An 18,306-nucleotide genomic window follows, 5' to 3' on the forward strand; every position below is an offset into this window, starting at 1 on the left:
GGGTGGGGGGCCGGGGGCGGGGGCCGGGGGTTGCCATGACCCGGGCCGCCGTGAGGGGGAGCGCTGGGACCGGGACCGGCGGCGTCGTCGGGGTGGGAGCAGCTGCGGCCGAGGCCTGGGTTGCCGTAACCAGGGTGGCCGTGGTGGGGCAGGTGGAACCGGCGGCGCCGGCGCCGTGGGGCCTTGGGTGCGGGGTTGCCGTGACCTGGGACGCCGTGAGGGGGAGCGCCGCGACCGGGAGCGCTGGCACCGCTCGGCGAGTGCTGTTGCGGCCAGGGCCCGGGTTGCCGCGGCCAGGGCGGCCGTGATGCGGGCAATTGGGATCGGGACCGGCGGCGGCGCCGGCGTGGGGCCTTGAGTGCGGGGGTTGCTGTGAACTGGGATGCCGTGAGAGGGAGCGCTGCGACCGGGAGCGCCGCCGCTGGGGCGTGGGCTGTTGCGGCCGGGGTAGGCGGGACCGGGGTTGGCGCGCGAGAGGACGCTGCGATCAGGGTGCTGGTCGCGGACGATCAGCCGGCCGTGCGCGCGGGGCTGGTGCTCATCCTGCGCTCCGCGGCCGGGATCGATGTGGTCGGCGAGGCGGGGGACGGGGCGGCGGCGGTCGAGCTTGCGTTGCGGCTGCGGCCCGATGTCGTGCTCATGGACCTGCGCATGCCGCGGCTCGACGGGGTGGCGGCCACCCGGGAGCTCGTCGACGGCGGGGTGCGCGGGGTGCTGGCGCTCACCACGTTCGACGTCGACGAGTACCTGTTCGGGGCGCTGCGGGCCGGTGCGGCCGGGTTCCTGCTCAAGGATGCTTCGGCCGACGAGCTCATCGACGCCGTCCGGGCGGTTGCGCGTGGTGACGGGGTCGTCGCGCCCGCCGTGACGCGGCGCGTGCTGGCGGCGTTCTCCGGGCCGATCGCGGGGCCGCAGGGGGCGCCGCCGCCCGGGCCGGTGCCGCTCGGAGTGCTGACCGCGCGCGAGAGGGATGTCCTCGCGTGCCTCGGTGAAGGGCTGTCCAACGCCGGCATCGCGGCGCGGCTCGGGATTGCCGAAGCGACGACCAAGACGCATGTCAGCCGGATTCTGGCGAAGCTCGGGCTGCAGAGTCGCATGCAGGCGGCGCTCGCGGCGCGGGCGCTTGACACGTGACCAGATGGTCACGTCGGCGGAGTGGAACGGGCGGTACGGCTACCGCGGTACCACCGAGATGGAGCTGCACCCCGGCGGCGCCGTGCGGGGGCGGTCCAACCCGGACATGATCGCGGCCGGCGCGCCTGAGATCGGCGTGGACGGCGAGGTGGTCGAGGTCGACCCGCCGCACCGGCTGGTGCAGACGTTCCGCATGCTCATGGACCCGAACACGGCCGCCGAAGGGTTCACGCGGCTGACGTACGAGCTCAAGGAGGGCAAGGACGGCGTCACGTCGCTCACCGTGACCCACGAGCTGGCGGACGCGCCCAACCTGGGGCGGCTCATGTCCGGCGAGTTCGAGGACATGGGCGCCGGCGGCGGCTGGGCGTGGGTGCTCAGCGACCTCAAGAGCCTCCTGGAGACGGGGTCGGCCTTCGGCGACTGAACCGCCGATCCTTGCCGGACCGGCCCGGCGGCGACGCGGCTTCGCGCCCACGTCGCCGCCGGGCCGTTCGTGTGGGCGCGGGCGCCAACCGCGCGGGCGCCAACCGCGCGTACGACCAACCGCGCGTACGACCAACGATGTACGCGAACCGTCGCCGGAGCCGAGGCGGCGCGGCCCCGGCGCGGCGAGGCTCGATGCATGTTGATCGGTTGGATCGTCGGGTGTGAGATCGCGTTCTGGGTGCTGCTCGCCGCCGGGCTGCTCGCCCGCTACCCCCTGCGGCGGCCGCGGGCCGGTGCGGTGCTGCTCGCCGCGACGCCCGTCGTGGATCTCGTGCTGCTCGTCGTCGCGGGAGTGGACCTGCGAAACGGGGGCGAGGCCGGGCGGGCGCACGCCCTGGCCGCCGTCTACCTCGGCTTCTCCGTCGCCTTCGGCCCGTCGCTGGTGCGGTGGGCCGACGTCCGTTTCGCGCACCGGTTCGCCGGCGGGCCGCCGCCGCGCGTGGTGCCCAAGCGCGGGCCCGAACGGGTCAGGTACGAGTGGCGTGAATGGGGCAAGGCCGTCCTCGGCGCGGCGATCGCGGTCGCGCTGCTGCAGGCCGGGCGGCTGTGGATCGGGGATCCGCAGCGTACGGCGGCCCTGCAGGGTATGACCGCCTTCCTCGGGCTGGTGGTGGCGGTGTGGTTCGTGGGCTGGCCGGTGTGGGTTTCTGTGGTTCAACTCTTGACTGCCCACACAATCGGGCGTAAACAAAGCACAAGCAAAACGAAACGGCGGTGAAACCACATCATGTACGCCGAGGAGCGGCAGCAGGCCATCGTGCGCATCGCCCGCGAGCAGGGGCGGGTCGAGGTGGCCGGGCTGGCCGACGAGCTCAACGTCACGTCGGAGACCATCCGGCGCGATCTCACCACCCTCGAGCGGGCCGGCGTCCTGCGCCGGGTGCACGGCGGGGCGATCCCCGTCGAGCGCATCGGCTTCGAACCGGCCCTCGCCGCGCGCGACGCCGTGCTCGTGGACGAGAAGGAGCGCATCGCCAAGCTCGCGCTCGCCGAGGTGCCCGAGGAGGGCGCCGTCATCCTCGACGCCGGCACCACCACGATCAAGCTCGCCCACCTGCTGCCGACCGACCGGGAGCTGACCGTCGTGGTCAACTCCCCGGTCATCGCCACGGCGCTGGGCACGCGCACCAACCTCAACGTGCTGCTGCTCGGCGGCCGGGTGCGCGGCAAGACCCTCGCCACCGTCGACGACTGGTCGCTGCGGCCCCTCGCCGACCTCTACGTCGACGTGGCGTTCCTCGGCACCAACGGCATCTCGGTCGAGCGCGGGCTCACCACGCCCGACCCGGCCGAGGCCGCCGTGAAGCGGGCCATGATCCGCGCGGCCCGCCGCACGGTCCTGCTCGCCGACCACACGAAGCTCGGCAACGACTACCTGGCCCGCTTCGGCGAGCTCGCCGAGCTGGACATGTTCATCACCGACACCCGCGCCGACAGCGACCTCGTCGGCGACATCGAGGGCGCCGGCGTGCGAGTGGTGCGGGCATGATCGTCACCGTCACGCTGAACCCCAGCCTGGACCGGGCCATGGACGTCGGGCGGCTCGCCCGCGGCGCGGTCATCCGGGCCACCGAGGCGCACCTCGACCCCGGCGGCAAGGGCGTCAACGTGTCCCGGGCGCTGCTGGCCAACGGCGTGCCCTCCGTCGCGGTCCTGCCGTGCGGGGGCGACGAGGGCGGCCAGCTGGTCCGGCTGCTCAAGGCCGAGGGCGTCGAGGTGCTCGCGGTGCCGATCGCCGGGCGGACCCGCTCCAACATCACCCTGGCCGAGCCGGACGGCACCGTGACGAAGGTCAACGAGCCCGGTCCGGCCCTGGTGCGGGCCGAGTTCGACGAGATCACCGACCGCGTGCTGGCCCGCGCCGGCACCGCGGACTGGGTCGTGCTGTGCGGCAGCGTGCCGCCGGGGCTGCCGGCCGACGCCTACGCCCAGCTGTGCCGGCGGCTGCTCGCCGCCGGCATCCGGGTCGCCGTCGACACCAGCGGCCCGGCCCTGCGCGAGGCCTCGACGGCCGGCGCCACGCTGCTCAAGCCCAACCGCGACGAGCTCGCCGAGGTCGTCGGCCGGCCGCTGGGCGACCTCGGCGACGTCGTCGCCGCCGCGCAGCAGCTGCGCGAGTGGGGCGCGGCTGCCGTCCTCGCGAGCCTCGGCGCCGACGGTGCCGTCCTCGTCGACGGCGACGGCGTCGTCACCGGCACCTGCCCGGTCGCCCGACCGCGCAGCACCGTCGGCGCGGGCGACGCGCTGCTGGCCGGCTTCCTCGCCGGCGGCGCGCGCGGCGCCGCGGCGCTCGCCGAGGGCCTCGCGTGGGGCGCGGCCGCGGTGAGCCTGCCCGGCAGCCGGATGCCCGGCCCGGAAGACCTGATCCGCCACAACGTCACCATTCACCCCCGCCCGGACGAGCTCCGCCCCCTGCTCTCCGGTCCGCCTTCCTGAAGGAGACACCCCCGTGACGACCTACACACCTGAGGTCACCGGCTCGGGCTTCCGAGCCTCCGTGCAACGCGTCGGCGGCTACCTCGCCTCGATGGTCATGCCGAACATCGGCGCATTCATCGCCTGGGGCCTCATCACCGCGCTGTTCATCCCGACCGGCTGGCTGCCCAACGCGCACATCGCGCAGATCGTCGGCCCGATGATCAAGATCCTGCTGCCGCTGCTCATCGGATACACCGGCGGCCGGCTCGTGCACGGCCAGCGCGGCGCGGTGGTCGGCGCGGTCGCCACGATGGGCATCGTGATCGGCGCCGACGTACCGATGTTCCTCGGCGCGATGCTGATCGGCCCGCTGGCCGCCTACGTTCTGAAACTGTGGGACGGCCTGGTCGAGAACCGCATCCGTCCCGGCTTCGAGATGCTCGTGGACAACTTCAGCGCCGGCATCATCGGCGGCGCGATGGCCGTCGGCGGTATCTACGGCGTCGGCCCCGTGGTGCAGGGGCTGACCAAGACGGCCGGGCACGGCGTGGACTGGCTCGTCTCGCACCACCTGCTGCCGTTGACCTCGGTGCTGGTAGAGCCCGCAAAGGTGCTGTTCCTCAACAACGCGATCAACCACGGCGTGTTCGGGCCGCTGGGCGTCGCGGAGGCGGCCGACAAGGGCAAGTCGATCCTGTTCATGATCGAGTCGAACCCGGGCCCCGGCCTCGGCCTGCTCCTCGCGTTCTTCCTCTTCGGCCCCCGCTCGCTGCGCCCCACCGTGCCGGCCGCGATCATCGTGCAGTTCCTCGGCGGCATCCACGAGATCTACTTCCCGTACGTGCTGATGAAGCCGAAGCTGATCCTCGCCATGATCTGCGGCGGCGCCTCGGGCGTCGGCACGTTCATGCTCACCGGCGCCGGCCTGGTCGCCACCCCGTCGCCGGGCAGCATCTTCGCCTACATGGCGGTGACACCCAAGGGCGGGTACTTCGTCGTCCTGCTCGGCATCGTCATCTCCGCCGCCGTCACCTTCGCCGTCGCGTCGATGCTCATGGGCTTCGGCCGCGGCGAGCCGAAGGAGGAGGCGCTGGGCCCGGACGAGCAGACCGTCGTCAACCCCGACGAGGCCGCGCACGCCCAGGCCAAGCTCACGCGTCAGGAGGCATAAGTGCCAAGCATCAGCGGTACGGACATCAGGAAGGTCGTCGTCGCCTGTGACGCCGGCATGGGCAGCAGCGTCATGCTCGCCAGCCAGCTCAAGCGCCAGCTCGCCAAGAACGCGGTGACCGTGGAGCACACCCCGGTCAACTCGATCCCGGCCGACGCCGACGTCGTGCTCTGCCACGCGGGCCTCGCCGCCCGGGCCCGCGTCAGCGCGCCCGACAAGGTGATCATCCCGTTCCAGGTGTTCATCGGCGACCCCGCGGTCACGAAGGTCGTCAACGCCGTCCAGCGCGGCGGTGAACTCAGTGGGTGACCTGCTCGCCCGCGACGCGATCCGGCTCGGCGAACGGGCCGGATCGCGCGAGGAGGCGATCCGCCGCTGCGGCGCGGTGCTCGTGGAGGCCGGCGCCGTCGGCGAGGACTACGTCGCCGCGATGCTCGAGCGGGAGAAGAGCATCTCCACCTACATCGGCGAGGGCGTTGCCATCCCGCACGGCACCCTGCACAGCAAGGACGCGGTCCGCCGCGACGCGCTCGCCGTGGTCGGCTTCCCGGAGGGGGTTGACTGGGGTGGCGAGGACGTGCGGGTCTGCGTGGCGATCGCCGCGGCCGGCGACGGCCACGTCGACATCCTCGCCCAGCTCGCCGAGATCCTCATGGACCCCGACCAGGCGGCGCGGCTGCGCGCCGCCACCGAACCCGACCAGGTACTCGAACTGCTGGTTGTGAACAGCTGACGATGGAGCGATCGTGAAGGTAGTGCGGTTCCACGCCCCCGGCGACGTGCGCATCGAGGAGGCGCCCGAGCCGGCGCCGGGCCCCGGCGACGTGAAGATCCGGGTGCGGGCCTGCTCGACATGCGGTACCGACGTGAAGATCTTGAACTTCGGACACCACCACATCGTGCCGCCGCGCGTGATGGGGCACGAGATCGCCGGTGAGGTCGTCGAGGCCGGCGTGGACGCGGCCGGTGCCGGCTGGGCGCCGGGCGACCGCGTCCAGGTCATCGCGGCCATCCCGTGCGGGCGGTGCCAGGAGTGCCGCCGCGGCCGGATGACCGTGTGCCCCAACCAGGTGTCGATGGGGTACCACTTCGACGGCGGCTTCGCCGAGTACATGATCGTGCCGCCCAACGTGCTGCAGGTCGACGGCCTCAACCGCATCCCCGACGGGATCTCCTACGCCGAGGCCTCGGTCGCCGAGCCCCTCGCCTGCGTGCTCAACGGCCAGAACCTCGCCCGCGTCGGCGCGGGCGACGACGTGGTCGTGATGGGCTCCGGCCCGATCGGCTGCCTGCACGTGCGCCTGGCCCGGGCCCGCGGCGCCGCCCGCGTGTTCCTCGTCGACCTCAACCGCGAGCGCCTCGACCTGGCTGCCGACCTCGTGCACCCCGACGCGGCCATCTGCGGCTCCGAGACCGACGTTGTCGATGCGGTGTTCAAGCTCACGGAGGGCCGCGGCGCCGACGTCGTCATCACCGCGGCGGCGGCCGGCGCGGCGCAGGAGCAGGCCGTGCAGATGGCCGCGCGCCAGGGCCGGATCAGCTTCTTCGGCGGCCTGCCGAAGGACAAGCCGGTCATCGCCCTGGACTCCAACCTCGTGCACTACCGCGAGCTGACGATCGTCGGCGCCAACGGCTCCAGCCCCGCGCACAACAAGGAGGCGCTGCGCCTCATCGCCTCGGGCGCCGTGCCCGTCGCCGACCTGATCACACACCGCCTGCCCCTGGACCGCGCGCTCGACGCCTTCGGCATCGTCGCCCGCGGCGAGGCGATCAAGGTCACGGTCGAACCGTAGTTTCTTACGCCTGAGGAGGTTGCCGTGCCCGAACGAACCGTCGTCGTCGGCTCGGCCAGCGGGCTGCACGCGCGCCCCGCCGCCCTGTTCGTCGCCGCCGCCGCCCGCCAGAGCGTGTCCGTGACCATCCGCACGGACGCCTCCAAGAAGCCCGTCCCGGCCCGTAGCATGCTGGGCGTGCTGTCCCTCGGCGCCAAGCAGGGCACGCCGGTGACCCTCGAGGCCACCGGCGAGGGCGCCGACGCCGCCCTGGACGAGCTCGCCGCGCTGCTCGCCCGCGACCTCGACGCCGCCGATCTGGACGCCAGCGATGCGTGAGCTGCGCGGCATCGGCGTGAGCCCGGGCCGGGCGGCGGGCCCGGTGCTGCGCCTGGCCCCGCCGCCCGCGCTGCCGTCGCCGCCCGCGGTGGTCGATGCCGCGGCGGAGAAGGATGTGGTACGCCGGGCCGTCACGTCCGTTGCCGCGGACCTCACGCGCCGGGCCGAGGCGGCCGCCGACCCCACCGCCGCCGAGGTTCTGCGCGCGCAGGTCCTCATGGCCACCGACGAGATGCTCACCGACGCCGCCGACGCCGCGATCGAGGCGGGCTCGGCCGCGCCGCACGCCCTGGCGGCGGCCCTGGCCGAGCACCGCGCCGCGTTCGAGGCCGCCGGCGGCTACCTGGCCGAGCGGGTCAGCGACCTCGACGACCTGCGCGACCGGCTCGTCGCCGCGTGCCTCGGCCTGCCGATGCCCGGCGTGCCCGCCCCCGGCCACCCGTTCATCCTGCTGGCCCGGGACCTGGCCCCCGCCGACACCGCCGGCCTGGACCCCTCGGTGGTCCTGGCGCTGGTCACGGCCGAGGGGGGCCCGACCAGCCACACCGCGATCCTGGCCCGCACGCTCGGCATCCCGGCGATCGTGCGTTGTGCCGAGATAGGTGAGATTCCGGATATGTCCGTCGTGGCGGTCGACGGCGGCACGGGCGTGGTGACGGCGGGCCTCACGGACGAGGAGGCGGCGGCCGTCAACCGGGCGGCGCAGGAGGTGCGGGCACAGCGGGCGGCGTCGCACGGCCCCGGGCGCACCGCCGACGGCCATCCGGTCGCACTGCTGGCCAACATCGGCTCCGCCCGCGACCTGATCGCCGACGTCGAGGGCGTCGGGCTGTTCCGGACCGAGCTGCTGTATCTCGACCACACCGACCCGCCGGGCGAGCAGGAGCAGGTCGCGGCGTACACGGCGGTGTTCTCGGCCCTGCCCGGCCGCAAGGTCGTGGTCCGCACCCTCGACGCCGGCGCCGACAAGCCCCTGCCGTTCCTGCGCCTGGCCGACGAGCCCAACCCCGCGCTGGGCGTGCGTGGCCTGCGCGTCTCCCGCCGCGCCCCCGAGGTCCTGTCCACGCAGCTGTCCGCGATCGCCACGGCCGCCGCCGCGACCGACGCCGAGGTGTGGGTCATGGCCCCGATGGTCGCCACGGCGTCGGAGGCCGCCGAGTTCGCCGCGGCCTGCCGCGCCCACGGCCTGCCGACGACCGGCGTGATGATCGAGATCCCAGCGGCGGCGTTGCGCGCCCCGTCGATCCTGCGCGACGTCGACTTCCTGAGCCTGGGCACGAATGACCTGAGCCAGTACACGTTCGCCGCCGACCGCATGTGCGGCGACCTGGCGGACCTCCTCGACCCGTGGCAGCCCGCCCTGATCGCCCTGATCGCCGCGTGCGCCACGGCCGGCGCCGAGGCCGGCAAGCCGGTCGGCGTCTGCGGCGAGTCGGCCGCGGACCCGGACTTCGCCCTGGTCCTGGCGGGCCTGGGCATCTCGAGCCTGTCGATGGCCCCGCGCAGCATTCCCGCCGTGCGCGAGTCGTTGGCCGCCCACACCCTGGAGGAGTGCCGCCAGATCGCGAAGGCCGCCCTGGCCGCCGACACCCCCGAGGCCGCCCGCGCCGCGGTCCGCTCGGCAACCCCTCGATAGGCGCACCAGCCCGACCGATTGGCGCTAACTTTTCCCCTGTCAGGGTATAAATCCGACAAGTCGTGGCGCGCCAGCGCCCGACTTGTCGCAAAAGCCCGAGGTCAGGGGCGGAGCAGGGCGTCGAGGCGCGAAGTCAGGAAGGCGCGTTCGACCTCGTTGTCCGTCAAGGCCAGGGCCTCCTCGTAGGCCAGGGCGGCCTCCTCGCGGCGGTCCAGGCGGCGCAGGAAGTCGGCCCGGGCCGCGCTCAGGTAGCCGTACCCGGCGAGCGACGGCTCCTCCAGCAGCGGCTCCAGCGCGGCCAGGCCCGCCGCCGGGCCGTCGCGCAGACCCAGGGCCACGGCGCGGTTCAGGCGGACGACCGGGGAGGGCCACAGCGTGAGCAGCACGTCGTAGAGGCCGGTGATCTCGGTCCAGTCGGTGGCCTCCCACGAGGGGGCCTCGGCGTGTACGGCCGCGATCGCGGCCTCCACCGCCCAGCGCGTCGGCGGGCGGCGCAGCGCCTCGCCCAGCAGGGCCGCGCCCTCGACGATCAGGGTGCGGTCCCAGCGGGTGCGATCCTGCTCGGCGAGCAGGAGCAGGCGGCCGTCGGCGGCGACGCGGGCCGAGCGGCGGGCGTCGACCAGCAGGAGCAGGGCGAGCAACCCAGCGACCTCGGCATCGCGGGGGAGCAGCAGGCGCAGCATCCGGGCCACCGATAGCGCGCCGTCCACCAGGTCGTAGCGCACCAGGCGGGAGCCCGACGGGGCGGTGTGGCCGGTGGTGAAGACGAGGTGCAGGACCTCGCAGACGGCGCTCACGCGCGCCGGGAGCTCGTCGGGCGTGGGGACGCGGTACGGGATGCGCGCGGCGGCGATCTTGCGTTTCGCCCGGGTGATGCGGGCCGCCATGGTGGGCTCGGTGACCAGGTAGGCGCGGGCGACCTCGGCCGTGGACAGGCCGCAGACCAGGCGCAGGGTCAGGGCGACCTGTGCGTCGCGGGACAGTGCCGGGTGGCAGCAGGTGAAGATGAGGCGCAGGCGGTCGTCGTCGAGGGTCTCGTCGGCGGCCGGCGCCGGCTCGTCGGTGACCAGCAGCGGGAGCTTCTGGCGCAGGACCTGCTCGCGGCGCAGCAGGTCCAGGGCGCGGTTGCGGGCGACCGTGGTCAGCCAGGCGCCGGGGCGCTCGGGGGCGCCCTGCGACCAGGACGTCATCGCCTGTGCGAAGGCGTCCTGCACGCACTCCTCGGCCAGGTCCAGGTCGCGGGTCAGGCGGACGGTCGCGGCGAGGACGCGGGCCCACTCCTCCCGGTGGGCCCGCGCGACGGTCTCGGCGACGCTCACGAATGGTCCACGATCGGGCGGACCTCGACGCCGCCGTGGCCGGAGGCGAGCTCGGGCAGGCGGGCCGCCAGGGACAGCGCGGCGTCCAGGTCGGGGGCCTCGACGACGTAGAGGCCGCCGATCGCCTCCTTCGTCTCCAGGAACGGGCCGTCGGTCGGGGTCGGGGCGGCGCCGGTCGTCGATCGCAGCGTGGTCGCGGTCGAGGACGCCTCCAGCTCGTGGCCGGCCAGCAGGCCCGGGCCGGCGGCCGCGGCGAACGCGGCGTGCGCGGCCTCCTTCGCGGCGCGCTGCGCGTCGGTCTCGGCCTCCCAGCGCTGCTCGTCGCCGTAGATGAGGATCAGGTACTTGGCCATGTCCGCTCGCGTCCAATCGTGTCGGTGGTGTTGCCTTCATGAAGGCGACGAACGAGACGGTGCCGCGATCGACAGGTCACGCCAGCGACGTTAGCAACGCGGCCGCGATGCCGCCGAGCAGCGCGAACGCCATCACCCAGGCCACGAAGACGACGGCCGGGGAGCGGTGTACCCGCTGCAGCGCCCGGATCCGCTCGGCGGCCTCGATGGCGCTGGGGCGGCGGGCCGGGTCGACCTGCAGCAGTTCCGCCACCACCGGCTCCAGGGGGCCCGCGTTGACCATCGGGTCGGGCGGACCGGCGAACGGGGCGGCGAGCTGCTCCGCCGCGGTCGGGCGGGCGAAGGGCGGGCGGGCCTCGAGACAGAAGTACAGCGTCGCACCGAACGACCACAGGTCGCCCGCCGCGCTGGACTCCCCGTCGCGGGCCCGCTCCGGCGCCACGTACCCGGGCGAGGCGACGAGAGGTCCCGACTCCGGGCCCTGCACCCGGTCGGCGAGCAGCGCGACGCCGAAGTCGCCGAGCAGGATGCGCCCGTCGTCGGCGATGAGCACGTTGTGCGGCTTCACGTCGCGGTGCAGCACCCCGGCCCGGTGCGCGGCGTCGAGGCCGGTGAGCACGGCCAGGCCCACCCGGGCCGCCTCGGCCGGCGGCAGCGGGCCCCGCTCGCGCACGAGCGCCTCGAGGTCGCGGCACGGCACGTGCTCCATGATGATCCAGGCCCGGCCGCCGCCGAGCAGCACGTCGTACACGCGCACGACGTTCGGGTGCGCCAGGCGCGCCGCCGCCCGCGCCTCGGCGACGGTGCGCGTGCCGGCCGCCACGTCCAGCCCGGCGACGGGCAGGATCTCCTTGACCGCCACCGGGCGGTCGAGCAGGTCGTCGTGTGCGAGCCACACCCGGCTCATGCCGCCGGTGCCGATGACGCGGTCCAGGCGGTACCGGTCGATCCGCAACTGTGTCATGTGAAGGTTTCGTGGCCGGGCGGGCGCTCGGATGGGTGCGATTTGTACCATCGGTCGCCATGGGCGAGCGAAGGTTGAGCCGGCGAGGGCTGCTGCTGGGTGGCGTGGGCGCGGGGGCCCTCGCGATCGCGGGCGGTGGCGCCTGGTTCGCGTCGCGTTCCGACGGGCCGGCCGTGATGCTGTGGCGCCGGCCGATGGCGGTGCAGGCCGACGCGCTGCACCTGGCCGGTGACACGCTGCTCGTCTCCGGCAACGGCGTCAGCGGGCACGCGGCCGGCGACGGGACCGTGCGCTGGCACCAGGACGTCGGGCGCAACACGATCTCGCCGGGGCGCTCCGGCACGGCGCTGTTCACCGCGGACCGGGACGCGTTCGCGGTGCGCACGCAGACCGGCGACTCGGCGGTGATCCAGGTCGCGGGCCTAGCGGACGGGGCGCAGCGGTGGCGGCGGCCGTTCGAGGGGTACCTCGGCTCGACCCTCATCACCGCCGCCGGCACGGTCGTCGCCTCCGCCGACGCCGCCGGCGGGCGGGGCCTGGGCGGCTTCGACGCGACCGGGCAGCGCTGGTGGCAGTCGGTGCAGGCGGCCGACCAAGGTCCGTTCGACCTCGCGTCGGACGGCGGCACGCTGGTGGTCGCGGCGCGGGAGCTCGCCGCGCACGACGTCGCCGACGGCACCCGCCGCTGGGGCGTTGCCGGGCCGGAGGGCCGCGTCTTCGGCCGCCCGGCGCTGCACGGCGGCGTGGTCGTGGCGCTCGGGATGCGCTACATCGACGAGGACTTCGGGTACCGCAACCTGTCCGTGCACGCCGTCGACGCGGCCGCCGGCGAGACGCGCTGGACCTACGAGGCGCCCGGCGGGTTCCTGCTCGACGGGCCGCCGCCGGTGGCCGGGGACACGGTCGTGGCCGTGCACGAGAGCGGGCTGCTCACCGGCCTGGAGCTGCGCACCGGCCGGGAGCGCTGGAGCAGCGACCGGCAGGCGACCGACCTCGCCGCGCTCGGCGGCCGGTTGTTCCTCGCCCTGCCCGAGGGCGTCGTCACGCTCGACCCGGCCACCGGGCAGGCCACCGGCGCCGCCCTGCCGGAGCGCGACGCGTACCGGCTCGCCGTGTCAGGGGATCGGCTGGCCGTGGCGGCGGGGGACATCCTCGCGATGTACCGCATCCGTTAAGCGGGGCGATCCTTCTTGGGGAGTTTGGAGACGACCCAGCGGTAGGACTCGTCGAGGGCCTCGAGGATCTCGTCGTCGGGGATGGCGCCGCCGACGCGCAGCGTGTTCCAGCCGCTGCGGCCGATGTACGCCATGACGGACGCGTCGCCGGGGTAGCGGTGCAGCCACTCGTCGGCGGCCTCGCGGGTCGCGGCGCACTTGAGCCCGACGCTGTCGGCGCCGACGAACGCGAAGATCTTCGGGCCGACCTTCGCCACCACGTCGCCCTCCCACGGCTGGTCCTGCCAGGCGCCGGGCTTGGCGAGGCAGTGGGCGAGCAGCTCATCCCTGGTCATGTCCGCCGACGCTACCGCAGCCGCCAGGGGCTGCGCCCGGCGAAGCACAGCAGCCGCGTCTGCGCGTCGGCGCCGTGCGGTGCCGGCACCGGCGGGTCGAAGGCGCCGGTGGCCACGAGGCCGGCCGCGTGCGGCGTGGCGGCCCGCAGGGTCCGCTCCACCTGGGCCGGGTCGAGGGCCTCGTCGCCGCCGGTGGCCCGGGCCAGGTCCCAGGTGTGCACCAGCACCTCCAGGCTGCCGATGACGGCGACCGCGTCGGCGACCGGCACCGCGCCCATCGGCCCGAAGGGCATCCGGATCGCGCGCCGGTCCGGGTCGGCGAGCATGGCCAGCATGTCGTCGCGGGCGCGGCCGAACGCGACGGCGAGGTCGGCGCCGGGCGCCACCTGCGGCGCGCCGGACATCGGGCCGGAGCCGACGCCGTCGGCCGGCGCCGGTGGCGGGCCGCCGGCCAGGAACAGGATGCCGCGGTGGCCGTTGACCAGGTGCGCGACGACGTCGCGGGCGCTCCAGCCGCGGCACGGGCTCGGCGCGCCCCACCCCTCGGGCGGGGTGGCCCGCACCCGGGCCAGGAAGCCGTCCGCGATCACGCGGTAGTCGGCGGCGACGTCAGATGTCATCGAGTACCTCCCTGAGTCGTTCGGCGATCCGGCCGCGCCAGCCGGCGAGCATGACGGCCCCGGCGATCTCGAGTGCCTCGCCGCCGGGGCCGGGCTCCTGGTGCAGCAGCAGGCGGGTGCCGCGCCCCTCGGGGTGCAGCGTCCAGGTGATGGTCCAGGCGCCGCCGCCCTCGGGGTCGCGCCACCACACCCGCAGCATCCGCTCCGGCTCGAAGGCGAGGACCTCGGCCTCGATGCGCCCGGAGAACCCGGCGGCCGGCAGCGGCGCGGTGCGCATCGTGTAGCGGTGGCCCGCCTCGAGGCGGAAGTCGCCGGGCATCAGCCACCGGGCGATGAGGTCGGGCTCGGTGAGGGCACGCCACACCTTCGCGGGCGGGTGCGGGTAGTAGGCACCGGCGTCCAGCGCCGTCACGGCAGGTCGTCCAGCACGTCGCCGAGGGCGGCGAGCCGCTGGCCCCAGAAGGCCTCGAACGGGGCGAGCCAGTCGCGGACGCGCTCGAGCGGGGCGGGCTCCAGGCGGTACAGCCGCTGCCGCCCAGCCCTCGTCTCGCTGGCCAGGCCCGCGTCGCGCAGCACCTTGAGGTGCTCGGAGAAGCTCGGCCGGGCGAGGTCGAAGCGGGCGGCGAGCGCGGCGACCGGCTGCGGCCCCTGCTCGCGCAGCACCTGCAGCACCTCGCGCCGCACCGGGTTGGCGAGGGCGGCGAAGACAGCGGTCTCGGACACGTCGGCGACTATAGGTCGGAAAAACCCGACGTGTCAAAGGGCCGGGCGCCCCGCTCCTCAAGGATCGGGGCGCCCGGGTGGGTCAGGAGCCGATCAGCAGGCCGTAGTCGGCCATCGCCATGGCGATGTCGGACTGCGCCCAGAACCGGTGGAACGTGAAGGTCGGGGCCGGGCCGGTGCCGTTGAGGTACGCCTGCACCTGCGGCCAGTTCGGGTCGTTCTTGTAGAAGGAGCGGATGTCCAGGAAGGACTTGCCGGGGGCGATCACGTCACCGTTGGGCATGACGCCGCTGTACCCGGACGGGATGTAGAGGCCCTGCTGGTTGCTGGAGCTCCACACGTCGTCGAAGCGGTTGTAGTCGGTGCGGGTCTCCGGGATGCCGACGCCCTGCGCGTCGGTGTGCAGCCAGATGCCGTCGAGCAGCTTCTTCGCCGTGGTCTTGGCGGAGGCGTTGTTGGCCTTGGCGCCGTAGTAGGTGAGCAGCCGCGCGTAGGCGGCGGCGACACCGACGTCGGTGCCCGTGCTGACGACCGACACGTGCAGGTTGGTGTTGGCGGCCGGGCTGGACGGGTTCCAGGTGGCCGGCGCGCCGGTCCACGACAGGGTGTCCGGGATCTTGAAGTCGCCGTTCGAGGTGAACGAGGTGTTCGCGATCGCCCAGCTGACCCACTTGTCGAGCAGGGACTTGGCCTTGGCGTCGCCGGTCGCGTAGTAGTACTCCGCGACCCGCTCGACCGACCACGCCTGGAAGCCGAACCACTGGTTCGACGGCGGGTCGTGGTACACCGGCTGCACGTCGTAGAACATGCCGTAGAACGTCGGCGTGCCGGACGGGGGCGTGGAGTAGCTGCCGCCCCAGCTGTTCGTCGCGCCGCCGGCGAAGGCGCCCTCGGAGGACTGCAGCCACTGGTAGAACTCCAGCTGCCGGCCGAGGCTCGTCTGCCAGTCCGCCTTCGCGGTCGGCGACCTCGGGGTCAGCGCCGAGACGTTGGACAGCGCCCAGGCGGCGAGGGGGTTCTGGTAGCCCTGGTGGTTGTGGCTGGAGCCGATCCGCCAGGACCACTGGCCGCCGGCGTCGCCGCCCCACGCGAAGTACCAGGACAGCAGGTACGCCGCCGAGTCCTTGCCGGTGCCCGCGGCGCACGAGGTCGAGGTGCAGCCCGGCTTCTTGAAGTACTTGTCGTACATCGCGTAGCGCAGGTAGTCACCCATCTTCGCCGCCTTGGCGACGGTCGCCGCCACGTCGGCCTGCTTGTTCTGGGCCGTCGCCCACTGCAGTGCCCAGTAGGCCGCCTCGACCGCGCGGGCGTCGGCGTCCGGGGCGTCGGTGTACCGCCACTGCTTCGCCGGGGTGCCGTCGATGAACAGCGGCAGGTAGCCGCCGTTCTGCTTGGCGCCGTAGGTGAAGTTCTCGCAGGACGGGTGGGCGACGGTCTCCCACACCGACTCCTGCGGGCCGCGCTGGTAGGTGTTGATGAACGACACCTTGGAGCCGGCGACCGGCGTGCAGGAGCTGTAGCCGTAGACGTTGTCCACGTCCTCGATCCAGTGCATGGCGTACACGTCGGTGTTGCCGTACGTCGAGGTCAGCTCGCTGTACAGCGGGTCGGAGCCCACCTTGACGGACGAGTCGAGGTGGCCGCCCTGCTGCGGGTACAGGCTGGGCTGGTCGGCCTCGGGGGCGTAGTCCGCCGGGTCGGAGGCGTTGTAGCCGCCGCTGGTCTGGTTGGCGTGGGTCGGGATGATGTACTTCTCCATCGTGTCCCAGGCCTTGTTGAACGGGGCCCAGTCCTGCTTCACCCGGCCGTACTGCGCCTCCAGCCACAGCCAGAAGCTGAACGCCTCCGACGTGGTCTCGTGGCCCCAGTCCGGCGCCTCGACGACCAGCGTCTCGATCGCGTGGTAGGGCACGCCCTCGGACGAGAAGTACCCGTTGCTGTGGATCTTGTTGTACTGCTCCAGGAACCGCTGCACGTAGACGCCGCCGGCGACGTCGTCATCGCTCTCGTTCGCGGTGACGGACGCGGCGGTCCAGCCCGAGGCGGTCAGGCTGATCGTGGCGGTGCCGTTGACGGAGTCGGCGTCCTGCGCACCGGCCACGGTCACCGTCTGCGCGGTGTTCCAGTTGGCGGTGGTGAACGTCAGCGACGCCGGGGTGGCGGTGATGTCGCTGTCGCCGGTGCGGGCCACGGCCACGGTCACGTTGGCGGTCGGGGCCTGGTTGAGCTTGACCGACAGCGGCGTGGAGCCGCCCTCGGGCACGGTCAGCACCGTGGGCGAGGCCACGATCTGCGGCCCGACGACCGGGTCGACGTAGACCGGCACCGCGGTGGAGGTGCCCACCGCGCCGCGGCTGTCGTAGGCCTTGGCCTGCAGGCTGTACGCCGCCGTCTGGGCCGGCACGCCGGTCCAGTTGTAGGTGAACGGCGCGGACGTGTCCGTGCCCAGCAGCAGGCCGTCGTGGTAGAACTCGACCTTCGCGATCGTGTCCCCGGAGTCGGGGTCGGTCGCCGTGGCGGCCATCGGGATCGACGCCGGCGCGGTGTAGCGGGTGTTCGCCGCCGGGCTGGTCAGCGTCACCACCGGCGCCTGGTTCGGCCCGGTGCAGGCCACGCCGTTGACCGAGAACGAGGTCGGGTCGACGTTCGTGCCGCTGTAGGCGGCGTTGAAGCCCGGGTTGACGGTCCCGCCCGAGGGCAGGCTGCCGTTCCAGGGCGCGTTGCGGATGGTGACCTGGTTGCCGGTCTGCGTGAAGTCGCCGTTCCAGCTCTGCTGCAGCTGCTGGTTGCCGGCGAACGTCCAGCTGACGTTCCAGCTCGTGAGCGCGTCGCCGAGGTTCTTGACGACGAGGTCGCCGGTGAAGCCGGTCGGCCATTGGCTGCGCACGGTGTAGGTCACCTGGCAGCCGGCGGCGGCATGGGCGGTGCCGGCCGGCAGCGCGGCGAACGTGCCGGCGATGAGCAGGCCGGCGGCCAACGCGCGGAGCCGCTTGTGCGGCCCGCGTCGTCTGGGAGTGGACATGTCGCTCCTCGTGAAAGTTTCGTACCGGGGAACGGGCACCGGACAGCGCAATGGCGTTGTTGCGTAAGGCCATTGCAGGCAGTGCCCCGGCGGCTCCCAGACGCGAGGTGGCGCTGATTCTGGCATGGGAGCGCTCCCGGGACAAGCGCGCTAGATTCACCGCCACAAATCGATGGCCCGGAGGTGATGCCCAACCCCCCAATCGCGGCTCCCACGCGAAAGCCGGGCGCGGCGGCCCGGCGTCTGCAGCGCCTCCCGCCGTGCCCGGTCCATCCATAAGCCGGTCCACGGGTTAGTTCCGCCGGATTTGGGTTAGACGTTCCTCATCCGACCGGAAGGGGGTCGTCATGGTCCGACCCATCTCAGACCTCGAGGGTCATCCAGACGTTGCCGAGATGCGCGCACGGTACGACCAGGTGGCGGAGACGCCCACCGCACGCATCACCGACGGCGCTCTGGTGCTCGCCGGGCTCTACCTGGCGATCAGCCCTTGGGTGGTGGGCTTCCCGCCCTTCGAGGCCAACCTGTCCGTGAACAACTTCATCTGCGGCGTCGCCGTCGCCCTGCTGGCCGCCGGCTTCGCGGTCGCGTACGGCCGCACCCACGGCCTGACGTGGCTGCCGGTGGTGCTCGGTGTGTGGACGATCGTCGCGCCGTTCATCATCCAGCGCGGGTACGCCTCGGGCGGTGCCATCGCCAGCAACATCGTGATCGGGTTGATCACGATCGCCCTCGGGCTGGTGGCGATGCGTCCGGGCATGGTGGCCCGCAAACGATGACGGGCCGGGCTGAGCCCGCGCCCCGCGGGCTCAGCCGGCTCTCCGAGGCTGGGACGG

General features: G+C 73.6%; 21 protein-coding genes. 13 read left to right on the plus strand and 8 right to left on the minus strand.

The annotated features are described in order from the left end of the window. The first annotated feature begins 486 nt into the window (after positions 1-486). From ABD901_RS31965 to ptsP, 11 genes are all read left to right on the plus strand, one after another. Positions 487-1,134, plus strand: a complete 648-nt coding sequence (locus ABD901_RS31965) for a response regulator (protein ID WP_345132708.1) — start codon at positions 487-489, stop codon at positions 1,132-1,134. Between the two features lie 4 nt (positions 1,135-1,138). Beyond that, the gene (locus ABD901_RS31970) at positions 1,139-1,561 is read left to right on the plus strand and encodes an SRPBCC domain-containing protein (RefSeq protein ID WP_345132370.1); all 423 of its coding nucleotides are present in this window, start codon (positions 1,139-1,141) and stop codon (positions 1,559-1,561) included. A 198-nt stretch (positions 1,562-1,759) separates the two neighbouring features. Then, a complete protein-coding gene (locus tag ABD901_RS31975) occupies positions 1,760-2,341 on the plus strand; it encodes a hypothetical protein (RefSeq protein ID WP_345132372.1) in 582 nt (193 codons plus the stop codon). 9 nt (positions 2,342-2,350) lie between these two features. Continuing rightward, a complete protein-coding gene (locus ABD901_RS31980; protein ID WP_345132375.1) occupies positions 2,351-3,112 on the plus strand; it encodes a DeoR/GlpR family DNA-binding transcription regulator in 762 nt (253 codons plus the stop codon). Beyond that, complete coding sequence (gene pfkB, locus ABD901_RS31985; RefSeq protein WP_345132377.1) at positions 3,109-4,059, plus strand: 1-phosphofructokinase; 951 nt, start codon at positions 3,109-3,111, stop codon at positions 4,057-4,059. Before ABD901_RS31980 ends, pfkB begins: the two co-directional genes overlap by 4 nt. Positions 4,060-4,072: 13 nt before the next feature. Next, positions 4,073-5,212 carry a mannitol-specific PTS transporter subunit IIC gene (gene mtlA / locus ABD901_RS31990; protein WP_345132379.1) on the plus strand — a complete coding sequence of 380 codons (1,140 nt, stop codon included), beginning with the start codon at positions 4,073-4,075 and terminating at the stop codon, positions 5,210-5,212. Beyond that, complete coding sequence (locus ABD901_RS31995) at positions 5,213-5,521, plus strand: PTS sugar transporter subunit IIBC family protein (RefSeq protein WP_345132381.1); 309 nt, start codon at positions 5,213-5,215, stop codon at positions 5,519-5,521. After that, complete coding sequence (locus ABD901_RS32000) at positions 5,514-5,945, plus strand: PTS mannitol transporter subunit IIA (protein WP_345132383.1); 432 nt, start codon at positions 5,514-5,516, stop codon at positions 5,943-5,945. Before ABD901_RS31995 ends, ABD901_RS32000 begins: the two co-directional genes overlap by 8 nt. A gap of 13 nt (positions 5,946-5,958) precedes the next feature. Beyond that, the gene (locus ABD901_RS32005; RefSeq protein WP_345132385.1) at positions 5,959-7,005 is read left to right on the plus strand and encodes a zinc-dependent dehydrogenase; all 1,047 of its coding nucleotides are present in this window, start codon (positions 5,959-5,961) and stop codon (positions 7,003-7,005) included. 24 nt (positions 7,006-7,029) lie between these two features. After that, positions 7,030-7,323 (plus strand): HPr family phosphocarrier protein, encoded by a 294-nt coding sequence (locus tag ABD901_RS32010; RefSeq protein ID WP_345132387.1) that lies wholly within the window; start codon positions 7,030-7,032, stop codon positions 7,321-7,323. Then, the gene (ptsP, locus tag ABD901_RS32015) at positions 7,316-8,959 is read left to right on the plus strand and encodes a phosphoenolpyruvate--protein phosphotransferase (protein ID WP_345132389.1); all 1,644 of its coding nucleotides are present in this window, start codon (positions 7,316-7,318) and stop codon (positions 8,957-8,959) included. Before ABD901_RS32010 ends, ptsP begins: the two co-directional genes overlap by 8 nt. A gap of 101 nt (positions 8,960-9,060) precedes the next feature. Here the strand turns inward: ptsP and ABD901_RS32020 are convergent, their stop codons facing one another. The 3 genes from ABD901_RS32020 to ABD901_RS32030 form a co-directional block, all read right to left on the minus strand. Next, positions 9,061-10,278 carry an RNA polymerase sigma factor gene (locus tag ABD901_RS32020; RefSeq protein WP_345132391.1) on the minus strand — a complete coding sequence of 406 codons (1,218 nt, stop codon included), beginning with the start codon at positions 10,276-10,278 and terminating at the stop codon, positions 9,061-9,063. Further along, positions 10,275-10,631, minus strand: a complete 357-nt coding sequence (locus ABD901_RS32025; protein WP_345132393.1) for a YciI family protein — start codon at positions 10,629-10,631, stop codon at positions 10,275-10,277. The genes ABD901_RS32020 and ABD901_RS32025 overlap by 4 nt, the downstream gene beginning before the upstream one ends. Before the next feature lie 76 nt (positions 10,632-10,707). Beyond that, entirely contained in the window at positions 10,708-11,595 is an 888-nt protein-coding gene (locus ABD901_RS32030; protein WP_345132395.1) for a serine/threonine-protein kinase, read from the minus strand. 59 nt (positions 11,596-11,654) lie between these two features. Between ABD901_RS32030 and ABD901_RS32035 the strand changes: the two genes are divergently transcribed. Then, the gene (locus ABD901_RS32035; protein WP_345132397.1) at positions 11,655-12,770 is read left to right on the plus strand and encodes an outer membrane protein assembly factor BamB family protein; all 1,116 of its coding nucleotides are present in this window, start codon (positions 11,655-11,657) and stop codon (positions 12,768-12,770) included. Here ABD901_RS32035 and ABD901_RS32040 read toward each other — a convergent pair. The 5 genes from ABD901_RS32040 to ABD901_RS32060 all read right to left on the minus strand — a co-directional run bounded on the left by ABD901_RS32040 (position 12,767) and on the right by ABD901_RS32060 (position 17,470). After that, a complete protein-coding gene (locus ABD901_RS32040; protein ID WP_345132399.1) occupies positions 12,767-13,105 on the minus strand; it encodes an MmcQ/YjbR family DNA-binding protein in 339 nt (112 codons plus the stop codon). The two genes, ABD901_RS32035 and ABD901_RS32040, sit on opposite strands and share 4 nt — an antisense overlap. Before the next feature lie 11 nt (positions 13,106-13,116). Then, on the minus strand, positions 13,117-13,725 hold the full coding sequence (locus ABD901_RS32045; RefSeq protein ID WP_345132401.1) for a TIGR03086 family metal-binding protein: 609 nt from the start codon (positions 13,723-13,725) through the stop codon (positions 13,117-13,119). Then, positions 13,715-14,137, minus strand: coding sequence for an SRPBCC family protein (locus ABD901_RS32050; protein ID WP_345132403.1), 423 nt, complete (start codon positions 14,135-14,137; stop codon positions 13,715-13,717). Before ABD901_RS32050 ends, ABD901_RS32045 begins: the two co-directional genes overlap by 11 nt. After that, positions 14,134-14,448: an ArsR/SmtB family transcription factor gene (locus ABD901_RS32055; protein WP_345132405.1), complete on the minus strand. Its 315-nt coding sequence runs from the start codon at positions 14,446-14,448 to the stop codon at positions 14,134-14,136. The genes ABD901_RS32050 and ABD901_RS32055 overlap by 4 nt, the downstream gene beginning before the upstream one ends. Positions 14,449-14,530: 82 nt before the next feature. Further along, positions 14,531-17,470 carry a glycoside hydrolase family 48 protein gene (locus ABD901_RS32060; protein WP_345132407.1) on the minus strand — a complete coding sequence of 980 codons (2,940 nt, stop codon included), beginning with the start codon at positions 17,468-17,470 and terminating at the stop codon, positions 14,531-14,533. Positions 17,471-17,865: 395 nt separating this feature from the next. Here ABD901_RS32060 and ABD901_RS32065 point away from each other — a divergent pair, with 395 nt between their 5' ends. Further along, positions 17,866-18,249 (plus strand): SPW repeat protein, encoded by a 384-nt coding sequence (locus tag ABD901_RS32065; protein ID WP_345132409.1) that lies wholly within the window; start codon positions 17,866-17,868, stop codon positions 18,247-18,249. The last annotated feature ends 57 nt before the right edge of the window (positions 18,250-18,306 follow it).

Origin of the sequence: Dactylosporangium darangshiense (assembly GCF_039537565.1) — a bacterium.
GTDB classification, from domain to species: domain Bacteria; phylum Actinomycetota; class Actinomycetes; order Mycobacteriales; family Micromonosporaceae; genus Dactylosporangium; species Dactylosporangium darangshiense.